This is a genomic window from Candidatus Tisiphia endosymbiont of Dioctria linearis (assembly GCF_964026545.1).
GTDB lineage: Bacteria > Pseudomonadota > Alphaproteobacteria > Rickettsiales > Rickettsiaceae > Tisiphia.
Genome location: NZ_OZ032156.1, coordinates 1,141,598 through 1,158,181, shown reverse-complemented (window position 1 = coordinate 1,158,181; position 16,584 = coordinate 1,141,598). Strand labels below are relative to the sequence as shown.

At 31.0% G+C, this 16,584-nt stretch carries 13 protein-coding genes, 1 tRNA gene and 2 pseudogenes; 12 read left to right on the top strand and 4 right to left on the bottom strand.

All coding sequences use genetic code 11. The features are described 5' to 3' along the window. The first annotated feature begins 182 nt into the window (after positions 1-182). Positions 183-257 (top strand) — tRNA-Thr (locus AAGD42_RS05615). A 136-nt stretch (positions 258-393) separates the two neighbouring features. Continuing rightward, positions 394-678: a hypothetical protein gene (locus tag AAGD42_RS05610; protein ID WP_341752566.1), complete on the top strand. Its 285-nt coding sequence runs from the start codon at positions 394-396 to the stop codon at positions 676-678. A gap of 14 nt (positions 679-692) precedes the next feature. On the opposite strand, the gene AAGD42_RS05605 is transcribed toward AAGD42_RS05610, so the two are convergent. Next, the gene (locus AAGD42_RS05605; RefSeq protein ID WP_341749620.1) at positions 693-1,214 is read right to left on the bottom strand and encodes an IS630 family transposase; all 522 of its coding nucleotides are present in this window, start codon (positions 1,212-1,214) and stop codon (positions 693-695) included. Beyond that, positions 1,178-1,549 (bottom strand): helix-turn-helix domain-containing protein, encoded by a 372-nt coding sequence (locus AAGD42_RS05600; protein WP_341749594.1) that lies wholly within the window; start codon positions 1,547-1,549, stop codon positions 1,178-1,180. The genes AAGD42_RS05605 and AAGD42_RS05600 overlap by 37 nt, the downstream gene beginning before the upstream one ends. Positions 1,550-1,608: 59 nt before the next feature. On the opposite strand from AAGD42_RS05600, the gene AAGD42_RS05595 reads away from it, so the two are divergent. Then, a complete protein-coding gene (locus tag AAGD42_RS05595) occupies positions 1,609-2,331 on the top strand; it encodes a hypothetical protein (protein WP_341752565.1) in 723 nt (240 codons plus the stop codon). After that, positions 2,324-3,019 carry a hypothetical protein gene (locus tag AAGD42_RS05590; protein WP_341752564.1) on the top strand — a complete coding sequence of 232 codons (696 nt, stop codon included), beginning with the start codon at positions 2,324-2,326 and terminating at the stop codon, positions 3,017-3,019. Before AAGD42_RS05595 ends, AAGD42_RS05590 begins: the two co-directional genes overlap by 8 nt. Positions 3,020-3,022: 3 nt before the next feature. On the opposite strand, the gene AAGD42_RS05585 is transcribed toward AAGD42_RS05590, so the two are convergent. Further along, positions 3,023-3,820 carry a Dam family site-specific DNA-(adenine-N6)-methyltransferase gene (locus AAGD42_RS05585; protein ID WP_341752563.1) on the bottom strand — a complete coding sequence of 266 codons (798 nt, stop codon included), beginning with the start codon at positions 3,818-3,820 and terminating at the stop codon, positions 3,023-3,025. Between the two features lie 382 nt (positions 3,821-4,202). On the opposite strand from AAGD42_RS05585, the gene AAGD42_RS05580 reads away from it, so the two are divergent. The 7 genes and pseudogenes from AAGD42_RS05580 (at position 4,203) to AAGD42_RS05550 (ending at position 11,339) form a co-directional block, all read left to right on the top strand. Beyond that, on the top strand, positions 4,203-4,565 hold the full coding sequence (locus AAGD42_RS05580; protein WP_341752562.1) for a hypothetical protein: 363 nt from the start codon (positions 4,203-4,205) through the stop codon (positions 4,563-4,565). Between the two features lie 73 nt (positions 4,566-4,638). Further along, positions 4,639-5,391: an IS5 family transposase gene (locus tag AAGD42_RS05575; protein WP_341752561.1), complete on the top strand. Its 753-nt coding sequence runs from the start codon at positions 4,639-4,641 to the stop codon at positions 5,389-5,391. 48 nt (positions 5,392-5,439) lie between these two features. Continuing rightward, positions 5,440-5,919: a hypothetical protein gene (locus AAGD42_RS05570; RefSeq protein WP_341760789.1), complete on the top strand. Its 480-nt coding sequence runs from the start codon at positions 5,440-5,442 to the stop codon at positions 5,917-5,919. Positions 5,920-6,313: 394 nt separating this feature from the next. After that, positions 6,314-7,246 (top strand): sensor histidine kinase, encoded by a 933-nt coding sequence (locus AAGD42_RS05565; RefSeq protein WP_341752559.1) that lies wholly within the window; start codon positions 6,314-6,316, stop codon positions 7,244-7,246. 28 nt (positions 7,247-7,274) lie between these two features. Next, positions 7,275-7,406 (top strand): annotated as a pseudogene (locus AAGD42_RS05560) (transposase); the annotation flags it as partial. Between the two features lie 233 nt (positions 7,407-7,639). After that, positions 7,640-9,121 (top strand): hypothetical protein, encoded by a 1,482-nt coding sequence (locus AAGD42_RS05555; protein ID WP_341752558.1) that lies wholly within the window; start codon positions 7,640-7,642, stop codon positions 9,119-9,121. A 73-nt stretch (positions 9,122-9,194) separates the two neighbouring features. Then, positions 9,195-11,339: a hypothetical protein gene (locus AAGD42_RS05550; protein ID WP_341752557.1), complete on the top strand. Its 2,145-nt coding sequence runs from the start codon at positions 9,195-9,197 to the stop codon at positions 11,337-11,339. A gap of 286 nt (positions 11,340-11,625) precedes the next feature. Here the strand turns inward: AAGD42_RS05550 and AAGD42_RS05545 are convergent, their stop codons facing one another. Next, positions 11,626-11,931, bottom strand: a complete 306-nt coding sequence (locus AAGD42_RS05545) for a conjugal transfer protein TraD (RefSeq protein WP_341752556.1) — start codon at positions 11,929-11,931, stop codon at positions 11,626-11,628. A 436-nt stretch (positions 11,932-12,367) separates the two neighbouring features. Between AAGD42_RS05545 and AAGD42_RS05540 the strand changes: the two are divergent. Next, positions 12,368-16,575, top strand: a pseudogene (locus tag AAGD42_RS05540) (AAA family ATPase). Positions 16,576-16,584: the final 9 nt, after the last annotated feature.

Sequence of the window (16,584 nt, the reverse complement as noted above, 5' to 3'; positions counted from 1 at the left end):
AGAGTAATGGATTGCCACGACCACTACGTGGTCTCGCTAATAGACGTTTGGCAAGCAGATTTTTTATTCATTATAAGAAAATAGCAAAAAACCGTAAACGCTCAATAATTTTAAAATTTTTGCTTGACCAATAAAACAAAATATGTCAAAAAGATCATATATTTTATAGAATCTAAAACTATGCCGCTATAGCTCAGAGGTAGAGCACACCATTGGTAATGATGAGGTCGTAGGTTCAATTCCTACTAGCGGCACCACCTACCTCAAAGCTTTTTCATTATATTGCAATAATCTGCTTTTTTATAAAAAATTTTTATGCTGTATATATGCTGTAAAAATAGCAGTATAATTGTCCTGAAAATCCTTCTATAATGATGTTTAGAAGGAATCTATATGCTGCATATATGCTGTAACTTATCTAAGTCTGCTACCAAAAGTAGTAATAATACTGAAACTATCTTCTACCATTTCGTTGGTAATTTTGTGCCACCTGAATGGAGTGATCTTTCTTCCGATAATGGTAAAGTTTTAAGTAAAACTGCTAAGCAGCTCCTATCTTTGATCGTATTTCGCTTACAAATCTATCATAATAATAGCTTATATGAACTTCAGGAAACTTATAACTTCTTTGAACAATCTCTAGGGGTTTGCCAAGAACGGGTTAGACAATGCTTATAGTAAAAGCAGTTAAGTTATGTTACAGCAAAGAATGCACAAATGGTGTTATACAATTCTTGTGAAAGCCCGATTTTTTGTTTAATCCACCTTTTCATATTAGCCCAAAATTTCTCTATTGGATTTAGGTCAGGAGAGTAAGGTGGTAAAAATATTACCCTACATCCTACTGATTCTATTAAATCTTTAGTCTTCTTAGACTTATGAAAAGCAGCATTGTCTAAAATCACAACTTGACCAGCTATAAGCTCTTTTATCAAAAATTGCTCTACCCAATTATTAAATAGTTCGGTATTACAGGTGCCATTGAATACAAAAGGGGCTATAGATTTATTACCTACCAAACCTGCTATAATATTCGTCCTTTGGTAATACTTCCCACTCTTCTTTGCTTGTAGTGTTTGACCTTTCTTTCCCCAACCTCTATCTTGGGTAATGTTCATCTCTATTCCGCTCTCATCTATATACACAAGCGCATCTGTAGCTAGATCTTTGATATCTTCTAAATACTTACATCGCTTTTCAGCATTAGCTTCCACATAGGTAAAGGCTTTTTTTTATAACTAAATCCCAATTGTCTTAGCCAATATCTTGCCCCACTAGCGCTTATCCCAAATTTCTTACCAATATCTTCCGTTTTGCTATTAGGATTTTCTTCTACATACTTGATAAAATCATCCATTTCTATACTAGGCTTTGCTCCTTTATACTTCCTTGCTTGATAATGACCTTCTTTCTTATACCTTACATGCCATGTATTTACTGTTGTAGGGCTCAATTGAAAAACTCTAGATGCTGACCTTTGACTATTTCCTGCTTCTAGATATTTTATTACTTTTTCTCTTAAATCTATACTGTATGGGCTAGTTGACATTTTTCATTTTATATTATCACAATCACTAACATAACTCAACTGCCTTTACTATACTTGAGTTGCAGAAAGCTGGCTTTATTGATCTTCGTAAAGCAACCATAGTCAAATATGGTATTAAGTGCCGTAATGTCCCTTGTATTAAACTGGCAAGAATTTTCCAACCTCATTCTCAAAAAATTTCTACTGAAGATGAAAAATTTTTGCACTCAACTCAAAAAAACTTTGGGGCTAACCCAAAAGAATTTTTGGCTCAACCCCAAAAAAGTTTGGATCACTCTATATATATAGATAATAATAAAGATATATCTAATAAATCTAGATATGACAAATCTAAAATTTTTCAAAATGAAAAAAATCAAGTTGATGGTGATAAAATTGATAACCAGCAACTACAACAACAAAAAATTGAGCAAATTTTACAATTTGAACAAGAATTATCAGATGAAGCACAAGTTGAAAATCCTATGAGAGATGCCTTGCCACTCAGTACAACATTACAAAAAGTTGTTCAGCAAGTCTCACAGAAACGTCAGCCAGTAGGAGAGTCAAATTGCTCCAATAGTTCAGGCATTCCAGTTGTAAACCGTAAAAATAGCTGGTTCAAAAGAAAAAGATTAGCAGATTTTTATCCTCTAACTCAAGAAGATGCTGATTTATTGCAGATTAAATCAAATCGTGAATTTAACTTAGACTTTATTAACAAGTTGCTATTAAAGCTAGCTGACGAATATTCAAATCATCATTTTGGTCACAAGAAAAGTGCTATTGAGCTATATGGCTAAAGCTTTAAGCAATGAACTACGAGAAACTACTCAAGCTAATTCTGGCAATTTCCAATTTAAATCCAATGATGAAAATAAAACTAAAGATCAATACTTACAGGAGATAGAATATAATACTGATACTAGCCAGCAAGCTCAATTAAAACGTAAAATTTCTGGTGTTTTCGATACTGATACAACTTATCAATTACTAACTTCTTGTGCATTTGGTAAAGTGCTAGAAGAGCAAATTCAGCTCAAATTATTAAAAGATATTGCCTTATCAGAACATGTTAAAACTAAAATATTACAGCAAGTACAAATAGTGTATGGTAATAAAATAACAAAGTTACAAATTATGCCATGTAAGCGATCTATGCCAGCAACACAAGGAAATAATACTAAACATGAAAATCAAGCCTATTTGCTTGAGCTAAGTAAGCAATTAAATCCTAATTCGATATGGTATAAAGCTAGAAAACTTTTAATTGAACGATACAACAAATATGTTGATATCGCTACATTCAGTAAATTAATAGTGGTGCAAGAAGATAACATCAATAAAAAAGTAACTCTTAAACCCACTTCAGCTTTTTATGATTATTACATCAGAGATCGTTATGTGCAAGATTTACAAGCCGCCTTTCAAGCTCAAAATTGTAGCTTAGAATTAATTAGCTGGAATGATAATTACAATGTTATTAATTAAAAACTAATAATTTGTAATAATTACTTCATAAGAGGTTTTTCTGTGTTGTAGCATGGAATAGGTAACTTGGATGACATTAATGTTAAAATCTTGGTACAAATTTTTAATAAACTCCGTATCACTATTGGAAATCATAAACTTAACACCTTTACTATCTAATTCCTTAGCAAAATCTCTTAGTCTCATTTGGTCTTGTTCATCAAATGGCAATCTAGTATAAAATTTCTCACCGGACTGGTGATAAGGTGGATCGAAATAGACAAAATCATTTTTCTGCGGTTCAATAAAAGAAAAGTCTATAGCACAAATAGATGTATTAGATAACAGACTGCTACATTGTTGTAATCTAGTAGTAATGTCAGATTTATGATAGTTTCTACCAGAAAAGCCTTGAGATGGCTCACCATTGATATTGATACGATATATTCCTTTAAAGGAATATCTATTAAGATAGATAAATCTTGCAGTAATTTCATTAGGATTGTTACTATTATTATCACTTCTAACTTGATAATAATATTCTTTGCAATGATTTGCTTGATGTGAATCAAGTAACTTACTTATTGCTTGTGGATTCTTTTTAACCGCATTATAAGACGTCACTAAGTCAAGATTAATATCAGATAGATAGCATTTATTAAACATGTGTCGTACTTGGAAAAATAATGCACCACCGCCAAGAAATGGTTCATAATAATTACTTACTCCTGAAGGAATATGTTTAATTAATTGATCAACAATTTTTCTTTTACCACCAACCCATTGGATGAATGGTTGGGTTTTTTCTATAGTTACTGACATAAAGTTATTTATTAAATATTCTATTATAGATTATATCTAAAATAGTCTTAGATGCCAGATAATACTGTAGTTTTAGGTTTTTTTAGTGTTATTATTAGTATAATAAACACTATATATTCTGTTTATTTTTATAATTAAGAATTGCTTTTATTAATTAGCACAATCTAAGTGTCTCATTTGTGCAGCTCTTTATCAGGTTGGACAAAAATCTGTTAAAAACTTGGCAAATCCTCTGTACTGTCAAGAATTATGGCGATATCTGTGTGAATGATGCTGCTAATTAAGGCATGCATCAAGCTCAGAGGTTAAATTTTACTATGCAGGTTTAACCCTTTAACCTCTAGCTTTCTATTTCCATCACTGAAAACAGCAGAGGTATGCTATGACAATTAATAATGAAAATCAACAACAAAATAATTCAACAAATGGAAAAATAAATAATATCATTAATATTGCTGCACAAATACTTAGAGAAGTTTTGCAGAGCAATAATATAACTTATATAGAACTTATCGACGTTCGTATAGGTTTAGAAGAAATTGAAATACTTGGCAAAGTTTTAGAACATAATGAGCTTATAACCGCAATACGTCTTTGCAACAACGATATTGACCTTGAGGGGCTAAGTCGGCTTATTGAACTGTTAGAGAATAATCATAATGTGATTAATATAGATATTGGGTATAATAATATAGGTGTTCAGGGGTTAATCATACTAGGTTCTGTTGACAAAAATTATAGTTAGGCAAGAGGAATAAAAAGTTGCCATAGTAAGAAGAAATGGTAGTTTCTAGTTATCAAAAAAAGGAACTACCAATATGAAGTATTACATAGAAGAACAAGCATGGGAAGTAATTTTATCATTTTTTAAGGAAAGAAATGGTATACACAACAAGAATGAAGAAAAAACGAGACATTTTATTGAAGCAATATGGTTTATTGTTAGAACAGGTTGCCAATGGCGTCTTCTACCTGATGATTATGGTTGTTGGTACAGTATTTATCGCAGATTTAAGAGATGGGTTGACAAAGGTATATGGGAGGATTTAATGGATTATGTTAAAGTAGATGCAGATATGGAATCAATTATGATTGATGCAACTATTGTGAGAGCACATGCTTGCTCATCTGGATATATCAAAGGTAATCAAGAAGAAGCGGCTTTAGGTAGAAGTAGAGGTGGTTTTAGTACTAAAATTCATGCCCTTGTTGATGCCCTTGGTAATCCATTAAAGTTTATACTAACTGCTGGGCAAAGAAATGATATAACTCAAGCGGGAAATCTTACTCAAGATGTTCAGAATACGACTGTGATAGCCGATAAAGGATACGATAGTAGTGCATTTGTAGAAAGTTTAGAAAATAAGGGGTGTGAGATTGTTATACCACCAAAATCTAACCGTAAAGTACAACGTGAATATGATAAACATACTTATAAGGAACGATATTTAATTGAGTGCTTATTTGGTAAAATCAAACATTTTAGGCGTATATTTTCTAGATTTGATAAGGCTCCAGCCACTTTCTTAGCTTTTCTAAATTTCGTTGGAACTTTAATATGGTTACGTTAAAATTTTTGTCAACAGAACCTAGATGAATTTCTAGAAAATGATAAAACCATAAAGCAAATAAGTCTTATAGGCAATGATATTGGTGATGAAGGGGCAGATATACTGGCGGGAACTCTAACAAATAATAAAATTGTAAAGCAAGTGAATATTAGTAGCAATAATATTACTGATAAAGGAGCAATCATACTAGCAAGATTGCTAAAAAACAATAACACTATAAAGAAAATATCTCTTAGTCATAATGATATTGGTGATATTGGAATTGTCCAGCTTGTTAAGGCTTTGGAAACTAATAGAACCATCAGCCAAATAGACCTTAGCTATAACAATATTACTGATAAAGGAGCAATAACACTGGTGGAACTTCTAGAGTCTAATAATAAAATTACAAGCAAAATAATAATAGAGTTCATAGATTTTGACAATGAAAATATTAGTTATCAAGTAGAAGAGCTGTTAACTGAAACTCTAGAAAGCCACAACAAAAAACAGGGGTATAATTTTAAAAATATTCATCTAACTCTTTAATCTGATCAAATTTCATTATTACTATAATATTCTATTATAAATTAGATCTAAAAATAGGCTAAGATGTCAAAGAATAGTGTAGTTTCAGGTCTTTTTTAGTATTATTATTAGTATAATAAACACTATTATTCTGTTTATTTTTATAATTAAGAATTGCTTTTATTAATTAGCACAATCTAAGTGTCTCATTTGTGCAGCTCTTTATCAGGTTGGACAAAAATCTGTTAAAAACTTGGCAAATCCTCTGTACTGTCAAGAATTATGGTGATATCTGTGTGAATGATGCTGCTAATTAAGGCACGCATCAAGCTCAGAGGTTAAATTTTACTATGCAAGTTTAACCATTTAACCTCTGGCTTTCTATTTCCATCACTGAAAACAGCAGAGGTATGCTATGACAATTAATAATGAAAATCAACAACAAGATAACAATAAAATAGAAAATTCTACAGAAAAAAACTGGATTTTACATCTAGCTCCGACAACTGTCACATTAATACCATCAGATCAAGTTGCTCAAATAGCTCCACAAGGAAATTATGTTGATATTATTAAATATAGAGAAATACAACTAAAATTGCAAGAAGCACAAAATAAACTAAAAATAGATGAATTAATGAGAATAGATTTAATTCGCAATATTGGTTATAGTATAGAAGTGCCTTGCAGTGGGATGTTTGCCCTAATAACCGTTCTTTATGAAGTAGAGCAAGACACAGAGAGAAAGCATTATCTAAAAACTATAGTAGATTGTGCTGAAATATTACTTGATTATTCGCGTCATATTCTAGCCTTTTTAAGGCAGAATGCTACAGTAACTGCCATAACCTTAGAAAAATTTAACATAAAAGAATTAGTCAATAACACGATCACTAAAGCCAAGCCAGCATCGATAAGTAAGGGCTTAAATCTTTCCTGTAATTTTCAATATGACATAGCAGAGCATATCATTGGCGATCATTCGAGATTGCAGGCAGTATTAGATCAATTAGTGGGAAATGCTATTAAATTTACTAAAGAAGGTCATGTTATTGTAACAGTTGGGTTATTTCCACTTTTAACTGAAGGAAAAAATACAAGAAACAAGATATTACAAATTATTGTGCATGACACGGGGGGTGGTATCGTTGAGGTAAAGCAGCGAGATATGTGTAAAGAATTAGATGATGCAAATACAATTGCTAAATGTAATAAGGGATTAGGCTTAGGACTAACATTTGTCAAACAACTTATCAATGAAATGGACGGTGAGATTACAATAACCAGCAAAGAGGCTAAGAGTACAACTATTACCTGTCAAATACCAGTGAAATTGTTAGCTAATTAATTAGCAGCAAATCCCAGAATGTGATAAATTACGGCTCTTTATTGAAGCTATATGGTATATGGCTAGGTCTGGTTGCCAGTGGCGTCTTTTGCCATCATATTATGGTTCATGGAGGGCGATTCATAAACGATTCAAGCACTGGAGTGATAAAGGAATATGGTAGAAGGTTACAAAATATTGATATGGAGTGATTACATTGACCAAAACTATACTTGTGTGTAAAGCTAAGCCATTTATGCCTATTCTATATCTCTGTTGGCTTTTAGATAAACTTCCCTTGCGGTTTTAACCGACCTAATAATCAAAGCAAAAGGTAGGTTGACATTATGTTATGTAATTTGTTACTATTAAAAGTAAGCAAATCTTTAACACAACTAATTATAGGAGCAGAACATGGAACAAGAAGCTGTAGGTCAACCGGGGACACGTTCTCTTAATCTCATTTTAAAAAGTAGTATTAAAGAAGATGATCCTTTTAAAGAATCTAAAACAAAGCAAATTACAAGATGGATTTATAGAAATTATGATATTAGTGATCATTTTGAAAATGCAGTGTCAACTGCGATTTCCGAGGATGATTGCTGGATTAATGATAATATCTATGGAAAAAGATTAGATACAAAAGTGTTTGTTCAAAAATTAATAGAGAATAGCTCAAAAAATAATTATGAAACTTTAAGTGCATATTATTGCTATAGTCTAGCTTGTTTAAATTGTTTAGATGAAAAACTAATTTGTGATTTGTTTGAATTAAACAAGGAAATAGGTAAAAGGGTTCATAATTCATCTGAAGATGATGTTTTAGGAGAAAGCTATAGAATATTAGAAAGATTTTGGGGACATTATATTACTAATAAGCTCGAACGAATTCAACAAGAAGATTTAGAATGTAAATATTATGATCGTAATCCAAATATTTATGGATTTAAATCAGCTTACTATGACCATGAACGTGAAGCAGTTGCATTTTTTTATAAAAGACTATTAGAAGATCAAAGTATTTCTGAAGAGAGTAGATTGAATTTACTTGTTGAAGCGGCTTTATATTCTGCAAGTGGTACAGCCGGTAATAGTGGTGTTGATACAGTTATTTTTTGCTTACAGGAAGTAATGGATAATAAGCAGCAATTGGAATTCTTTCTTATGAAATTTAGTAATCCTCGTGGTCCATCAATACTTTATCGATTAATTGCAGAAGGTTATTTTGATACCGTATATAAATTATTTCCGATACAAGCTCAATTTTTCGATATAGAAGAATACAGCAGCTTGTTATCAGTGATTAGTCGTATAGGGCATATTGGATTTCGAGAAAAACTATTAGATGGCATTATAGAATTAGGAAGGAATAAATTTTGGCAGGAATTGCCTGAATTTGATAGTAATGAGTTTTATTTCTTACTGAGAAAGTTTACAGAACATGGTTGTAAGAAAGCTTTTCAAGAACTATGGAAAGCTTATAGTGATGACCAGCGTCAATATGTTTTTTTTGATGATGGTTCTGATAATATAGGTAGAAGTATTTGTAATATTCTTTATAAAAATGGTGACAAAGAATCATTGAAAGAATTTTTATTTTGTTATGCTAAAAATAACAAAGCAGTATTAGAAGATATTAACCAGTTCATTAATAATATAGATATTTTAGTTAATAATTATTATCCCATCGGTGATGTAGATATACAACAAGATAAAAATAATAAATTTATCATTATAAACGATAAGATTAAAAAAACTTTACCACAGTTAATGGAAGTTTTTAATGAAAAAAGAATTATCCAGGATACAAATACTTCTCCTATTTCATCAAATGATGGTAACGATACTATAGGTGATGCAATAGAATGTCTAGGAAGGCTTGATGTTGTAGAATAACAGTAATACTATGTGTTTCTAAGTAAAATGGAGACAAGAAGATCATGAATTAATTATCAAAAATAGGTAAGATATGCAAAATTCAGATAACTCAACAAGTGAAAGATATCCTGAATTAATTGAAATGTTGTTGTCAGGTAAAATTAATGACTTTCAAGAAAGGCTAATGTCGTTTATTAGCCAATTACCAGATAATAAACGTTCAGTTAATAAGCAAGGTTTCTTTCCTTTATTTTGTTTAGGTGGGTTTTTAGTTTTACCTGATACTGCCTTAGGAGAAAAGCTAGGAGTTAAGGAAATATATCTTCGTGTTGAAAAAGCAGGTAGTGTTAAAGTAGTAAAATTAGCTATATCTATCAAAGAACTATCAAAACCTCCAGAGAAGCTAATATTTATAGCATTTTCTGATCATCAACCACCTATTCAATTTACAAAAGGAGAAATTGATCATGTTAATACAGTTCTTCACCATCTTAGTAAAAAAGTCTATTCAGTTGTAATAGATTACCCACAAGAAGTCAAAGTGGAAAAAGTGCAATATAATGATTATTATCAGAGAATACCTAACGCAAAAGTAGACAATACTCCTTTTTGTATAAAAACAAGAGAAAGGAAGAATATAGATAGTTTGATTTATAAACTTGCTGTAACAGAAAAAGAAAAAGTTAGAGATGCTGCTGAAACAATACTTCAATATTTTAGTAACAAAGTTTCCACATATTTAACTCAAATCAATTTTACTAAAGAGTATGAATATCATGCATTGGTATCTGGCTTTTTTGTAATGTTGTTTAAGTATACACATAACCTTAAATGCTATCTAGAATTAGCATTAAGTGAAGGTTTTGCTGATATTGTTGTGTTAGTACGTTCACCTGAGCGATTACCTAATGCTATCCCCATAATTATAGAACTTAAAAAGGGAGGACAAGATATTTTACAAAAAGATAAGGATCAGGCTAAGAAATATGCTGAAGCATTTTGGTATGGACCACAACGAATGATCACAAACAATAAAGATATTGTTTATTCAGTATTGAACTGTGACTTGAACAAGGATAACAGATTGTGGATTCAAGCAGAAACAAAAAATATTGATCATCAACCTTTTTTACAGCTAGCATTACAAACAATTGATGAAACAAAAATAAAAGAACAGCTAAAATATATTTATTATGCCATACCGAATGAAGCTTCAGATTATTATTCTTATACTGTAAAGGCATTATTGGGACAATCTATGCTTGTCAGAACCAAAAATGAACTATGGGAAAGGCATATGTTTGAACATGGAGAAGAAACAGAACGTATTAGCCGAAAAAAACCAATCAAATGGCATGTTTTAGAAGATATAGCAACATTTGGGTTTGTGAATTATAAAAAAAATAAGTTAGTATTGTTTAACATAATTAAAGATAATGCTGACGAGAAAATACTTGCAACCATAAAAGATAAAAAAGTTAATATAGAGAATTTAGTTGGAGAAAATAAAAACATAAAAATAAATGAAATTAACTTAAACCTTAAAAAAGAAAAAGCAAATAAAGGTCACTTTGAAGATTGGTGTAGAAATGTTAAAGTAAACTCTTATGACAATTTAGATGCATATAATATATCTAAAACAGAAGATTTTTCAGGGCAGTTTATTAGACTAGATGTAGATATAAATAAATTAAAAAGTATATTAGCTGATGTGGTGGCAGTGAGGCAAACTACTATACATGCAGAAGATGTTGAACATTACTTGGAGCTATTTAAAAATATAAGTCCAGACTTATTTAAATTTAAAAAATTATTTAACTATGAAATAGATTTTCAAGCTGTGTTACAAGGATTGCTTACATATTATAGTGACTCACAATTTTATGGTGCTAATGGAAGTGGTACGCGTGTTAGCATCATCCCAGAGATGCAATCTGGTGGAGGAGCTCGTATTGATATAGGCATAGCAGAGAAAGATGGATTTATAGCGATAGAACTTAAGTTTGATAAAGACACAACAGCAAATATATTATCAGCCAAAGCTCATGAGGCTGAAGAACAACTAAAGAGATATAAACAACAACCTAATAACATTAAGTCTGTAATAGATAGTGAAACAGCAGCAATAATTTGGGCTGTATTTCATAAAACCGCTGATGCATTAATTGAAGTACGAAATAAATTTGACATTTTTCCAGTAGTTCATAGCTCAATGCATATTATACCAAATGTCTAGCCAGAAGATATCCTAGGACAAGTAGCCCATATTTTCATGGAATAAGGATAACTGAATATATGAACACAAAAAATTCAAATTATGTGAATTCGGGATAAAGAATATAAAAAAGCTTGATTTTTTAGAGGTACAGCTAAGAATAAGGTATATATTTCACATACAAAAATTAGGTTATAGAAACGAATAGCAGTCATCGCAAGCCACGAAGCGGCACAGCTGTCGAAAGTGAGAAGAAGGAGTTTTAAACTGCCATGAATCCCTATATCTAAAGTGATTATAATACAGCTTATCCTGAATTCACGTATAATAGATGCTTATCTTTTAATTCTTGATCAAAAATATCTTTACCAATTTTAGTCCATTGGTTTTTGATATGTGGGGAGTCTGTTAATGCATTTTTTAAAGAAACTAATGAACCAAATAAACTATTAGTAGGTAAGTCATCAAGCTTTGCTTTAGCGATCAATCCTCCCAGTTCAATTAAGCGACGAGTATGCAGTTTTCTTTCTATAATTTTAAGTTTAGCTTCTTTAGTAATAATTTTGGCTTTCTGTTGTTGTAATTTTAATCTTTGTTTTATGACATTATCCATATGAGTAAAAGTATTTTAGATATTATTGTTTACATGTCATGAATGCACAATAAATTTAAGAAGTCCAACATATTTATTTAAGTAGCAATAAAAAATCCTTCATATTTTTTTCTGAACCAGATAATTGATAAACCAAAAGACTACAAGTGATAATAAGATAATAAATAGATAAGAAAATTTTACAACCCCGTTGCCCACCAAACCGTAAAATCAATATAAAAATATAAACAAAGATAATTGTCATTATTGTAAGTAGCAGTGGAAAAGCTACGGAAGAAGGAGGTTATTAACCTAACTTTAGATTAGGTTAATACGCAATATATAAACTAAAGTTTATTGCTTTTTTTGCTGGTTCATTTGATCTGGATTCTGCTCGATGATTTAAAATTTGTATGTTAATGTAATGCAAGATTGAGATAATGAACAGTAAAGAATTATGGCGATACAATTTGCAAGGATCGAGATAGTAAGTAGAAGCTCAGGAGGAAATAGCTGTTGTAAAGCTGCTTATAATGCGAGGATGATTATTAAAGATCAGCAGACTAATGTTACTTATAATTTTGCTAAAAAAGGAGATAACGTTTATCATACAGTTTTACTACCTAGCTATGTAGATGGAAGATTTAAAGACCCTGAAATATTGATGAATGAGGTAGAATGTGCAGAAAAAAGAAAAAATAGCCAGTTATTAAAAGATGTTGTTATAGCCTTGCCTGATGATAAGGAGCTAGATTTACAAGATAGAATAGCCATTACCCATGAAATAATAGAAGAGATGGCATGGGTAAAAAATGGTTTAGGAGTGCAAGTAGATATACATAAACCCCATAATGGAGAACGAAATTGGCATGCTCATCTGCTCGTTACTACTAGGAGATTTACAGAAGACGGTAAGAGTTTAGGAGCAAAAGCAGTAGATTTAAATCCTGAATTTAAAAAAGTTAACGGTAAAGCATTTATTATTCCAGAATCACAGATGATTCATCAGAGAGCCAAAGAAGTAATAAACAGATATTTTGCTAAATTAGGTTTAGAAAATAGAGTGGACTCAATAAGCATGATGCCACAACAACATCTTGGTCCTGTGAGAATGAGAGGCATCATTAATGAAATAGCAGAGCAAAATGATCTACACAAGCTAGCTCATTTAAAAATTATTAAAGATAGTGATGGGGTATTAAATCGTATTATAAGACATCAAGCTATTTTTACTAAACAAGATGTAGTAAGAGCGGTTAAAGAAATTCAAGGGAAAGAGGAAAAGCAAAAGTTAATGCAAGGCGTATTAAATTCAGACAGATTAGTAAAACTATATAATGAAGATGGCAAAGATATTAAATATTACACTACTTGCGACATTCGAGAAGAAGAAACGCGTTTACTTAGAATAGCTAATAAAATTCATGATAATATCAATTATCATATAGTAGGTAATATAGCAAGCTTAAAATAAGATATAGCAAAACTTTATAACATTAGTGAGTCTCAGAGAGAAGCACTACAACATATTTTGCTACAATATAATGGGATAACAATGCTGCGTGGTAGAGCTGGTACTGGTAAATCACAAATACTGGCTACTGCCTATAAACTCGTTACTTACCATGGACAAAATATTATAGGACTTAGCCCTACTAATAAAGCTGTATCAGAGCTAAAAAGTAAGGGTTATCAACAATGTTATACGGTAAAGGGATTTTTATTTAAATTGTATAATGGTAAAATTACTCTGCCAAATAATAGTTTACTAGTAGTAGATGAAGCAGGAATGGTAAGTAATAGTGATTATTTAGAATTATTTAAGATAGCAAGAAGCTCTAACTGTAATTTAATATTAGCAGGAGATGAGAAGCAACTAACCTCAATCGAGCGAGGTGGAATGTTTGAAATATTTGCCAGTACATTTGGTTCATATGTACTCAGTGATATTAGAAGACAAAGCCAGCAGTGGGCAAGAGAAATGGCTTTATGTTTTGCCAAGTCGGATATTGCAGCTGGGCTACTGTTATTAGAGAGGCATAATGGGTTAAAGATTGATCATACTTTGGAAGAATCAATGGCAAGATTAATTAATGATTGGAATAGTAGTAGATTTAATCTGCAAGAGCGTTTAATAATTACTGTAGGTAACCAAGAAGTAGATAGTATTAATCAAGGAATAAGAGAATTATTAAAAGCAAGTGGATTACTAACGGGTAAAGAATATCGTCGCTTTATTCTAGAGTCAAAATCAGATAAGCAATATGAAGATTATATGGTAGGAGATCGTATTTTATTTAAAGTGACTGACAAAGAGCTACAAATAGAAAATGGTGAATTTGCTACCATAGTTTTAGTAAGTGACAATAAGTTTGTAGCTAAAACAGATCAAGGCAGAGAAATAGCATTTAATCCAGAAGAGATAAGTTTTAAACACGGCTACGCTTCTACAGTCTTTAAAACTCAAGGAGCATCAATTAAAGATGTATATGTTTTGCATAATCTAGCTGGTAATGTTCGGAACTCTTATGTTGAGATGACTAGGCATATAGAACAAGTAAAGCTATACTGTAATAGGCAAGCTACAAGAAATATGGCAAGTTTAATATCACAACTTGCTAGAATAGATAATAGACTAGCAAGTATGCATTTTAAAACTTTAGAAGATTTAAACAAAACACATGAAGATAAGAATCCTACTATCATCAATAAACTAGGTAATTGGTTTAAATATGTAGCCAATGACATAGAGGATAGATTGCATAATAATAAGCAATATTATCAACCTAAAGTAACAGCAGAGTCACTTGTTAAAGTAGTAGAAGTTTTGCAGCAGACTAGCATGAATCTTGCTCAAAATAATCAACTGCAAAAGGGTTAAATAACTCTTGTCAAATGTTAACTAATAGTAATAAACAAGAACCAAAAATAAATACTAAATCACAAGAAGATATTATGACAAATAACACTTTTACTCAGGATAATATAAAAGATAAAAATATGACAAATAACATCATTAATTATGATTTAATTAACAAGCAAGAGAGTATAAAGTTAAAGCAATTACTATCTTTAAAAGTTGAAGACATAGCACATAGTCTTCTTGGTAGACCAAATGAGCTTTTATCCAATAATTATATATTACGCTGGGAGAAAGATGGTAAAATAGCAATGAAGATTAAAGGCAGCAAGGCTGGGATATGGTATGATTTTAGTAAAGATGAGGGTGGGGATTTATTTACTTTAGTACAAAGAGAAAGAAAATGTCACTTTGTCGAAGCCAAGAAATATTTACAAGAAATAGTTGGTATGCCAACTGTCCATAAACAAGACCTGCTAGCAAATTTGCCAGCAGATACGCCTTACAGGCAAACTAAAACCCAAAATCAACAGGAACAAGACAAAGAAGCAGCTAAGATAAAACAAGCGGAAGGATTATATGAAAAATCAAGTTCTGTACTATATTCTAGCAATAATAATGTAGCTAGACAATATTTAGGTAAGCACCGTGGAATTAAGACAATATTAGAAAAATTGCAGTTAAGCGGGGATATTAAAACTAACATGATGTGGGATAATGGCAGCAAACAATATTATCCAGCCTTAATTGCCTTCGCACGAGATCAACAAAGTAGAATCACTGGTGGACAATCGATCTATTTAGATAAAGAAACAGCTACTAAAGCTGATATTGCCGTTAATAAACGTTCATTTGGTAAAATTAGTGGTTCTTTTGTAAAAATTCAACAAGATAATCAACAGGAGAATAAGTTAAGGAGTAATATAACAATTATAGCAGAAGGAGTAGAAACAGCTTTAAGCGTGCAGGAAGCAGGTATTAAAGGTAAAATTATCTGTAGCTTAGGGATAAATAATATCAAAAATTATCAGCCTACAACAGGAGAGAAGATAATTATTGCGGCAGATAATGATGGACAAAGTAGCATATCAGTTAATACTGTCACTAAAGCTAAAGAACAATTAGCAAATAAAGGGGCAGTAGTATTGGTAATAATGCCGCAAGATATAGGAGATTTTAACGATATGCTCAAAACTAAAGGGGCAAAATCCATAAAAAATCTTATAGAACCTGAAATAGCAAAATTAACAACAAATGAAACACTAAACGAAAAAACAACTAAATTTACTGAGTCATTAAAACCAATTGACAATAGTAAGACTGATAATAATCAGTCACAAATCACATCTGTAGAGTTAGAGCTTAGAAAATCAGCAAGTAATAATATGTTACAGGAGTTTCAACAGCAGATAAAATCATTGGAAAGATTTACTACCAAAGAGAATATAAATACAGCCTTACAGATATATAAGAAAAAAGGTATAGAATCTTTTATTATCTATAGTAATGATAGTTGTTCTAAAGCTATTGAGCAGAAAATAACAAAAGATTTGCAAATAATGAAAAATAAATTTGATCCTAATTATAATCTTAGTGCTGTTAAATTTTATGATATAGTAATAGATGATTTTAAAGGTAAAAGCTACTTAGTAGCAGAAGATTATTTGGTTGCTATAGGCAAAGATAAACAAGTGATGCAATATATCAACCCACAATCAATAATAGGTAAGGAAATAAAAAATGAATTACAAAATGCAGCAGAGACGCAGAAAAACCAAGTAATAATAGTTAAAGGTACTATATAGATTATATTA

Coding starts and splice junctions, on each gene's coding strand:
- AAGD42_RS05610 (WP_341752566.1), top strand. CDS start 394: ATGCTGCATATATGCTGTAACTTATCTAAGTCTGCTACCAAAAGTAGT.
- AAGD42_RS05600 (WP_341749594.1), bottom strand. CDS start 1,549: ATGTCAACTAGCCCATACAGTATAGATTTAAGAGAAAAAGTAATAAAA.
- AAGD42_RS05590 (WP_341752564.1), top strand. CDS start 2,324: ATGGCTAAAGCTTTAAGCAATGAACTACGAGAAACTACTCAAGCTAAT.
- AAGD42_RS05585 (WP_341752563.1), bottom strand. CDS start 3,820: ATGTCAGTAACTATAGAAAAAACCCAACCATTCATCCAATGGGTTGGT.
- AAGD42_RS05580 (WP_341752562.1), top strand. CDS start 4,203: ATGACAATTAATAATGAAAATCAACAACAAAATAATTCAACAAATGGA.
- AAGD42_RS05575 (WP_341752561.1), top strand. CDS start 4,639: ATGAAGTATTACATAGAAGAACAAGCATGGGAAGTAATTTTATCATTT.
- AAGD42_RS05565 (WP_341752559.1), top strand. CDS start 6,314: ATGACAATTAATAATGAAAATCAACAACAAGATAACAATAAAATAGAA.
- AAGD42_RS05555 (WP_341752558.1), top strand. CDS start 7,640: ATGGAACAAGAAGCTGTAGGTCAACCGGGGACACGTTCTCTTAATCTC.
- AAGD42_RS05550 (WP_341752557.1), top strand. CDS start 9,195: ATGCAAAATTCAGATAACTCAACAAGTGAAAGATATCCTGAATTAATT.
- AAGD42_RS05545 (WP_341752556.1), bottom strand. CDS start 11,931: ATGGATAATGTCATAAAACAAAGATTAAAATTACAACAACAGAAAGCC.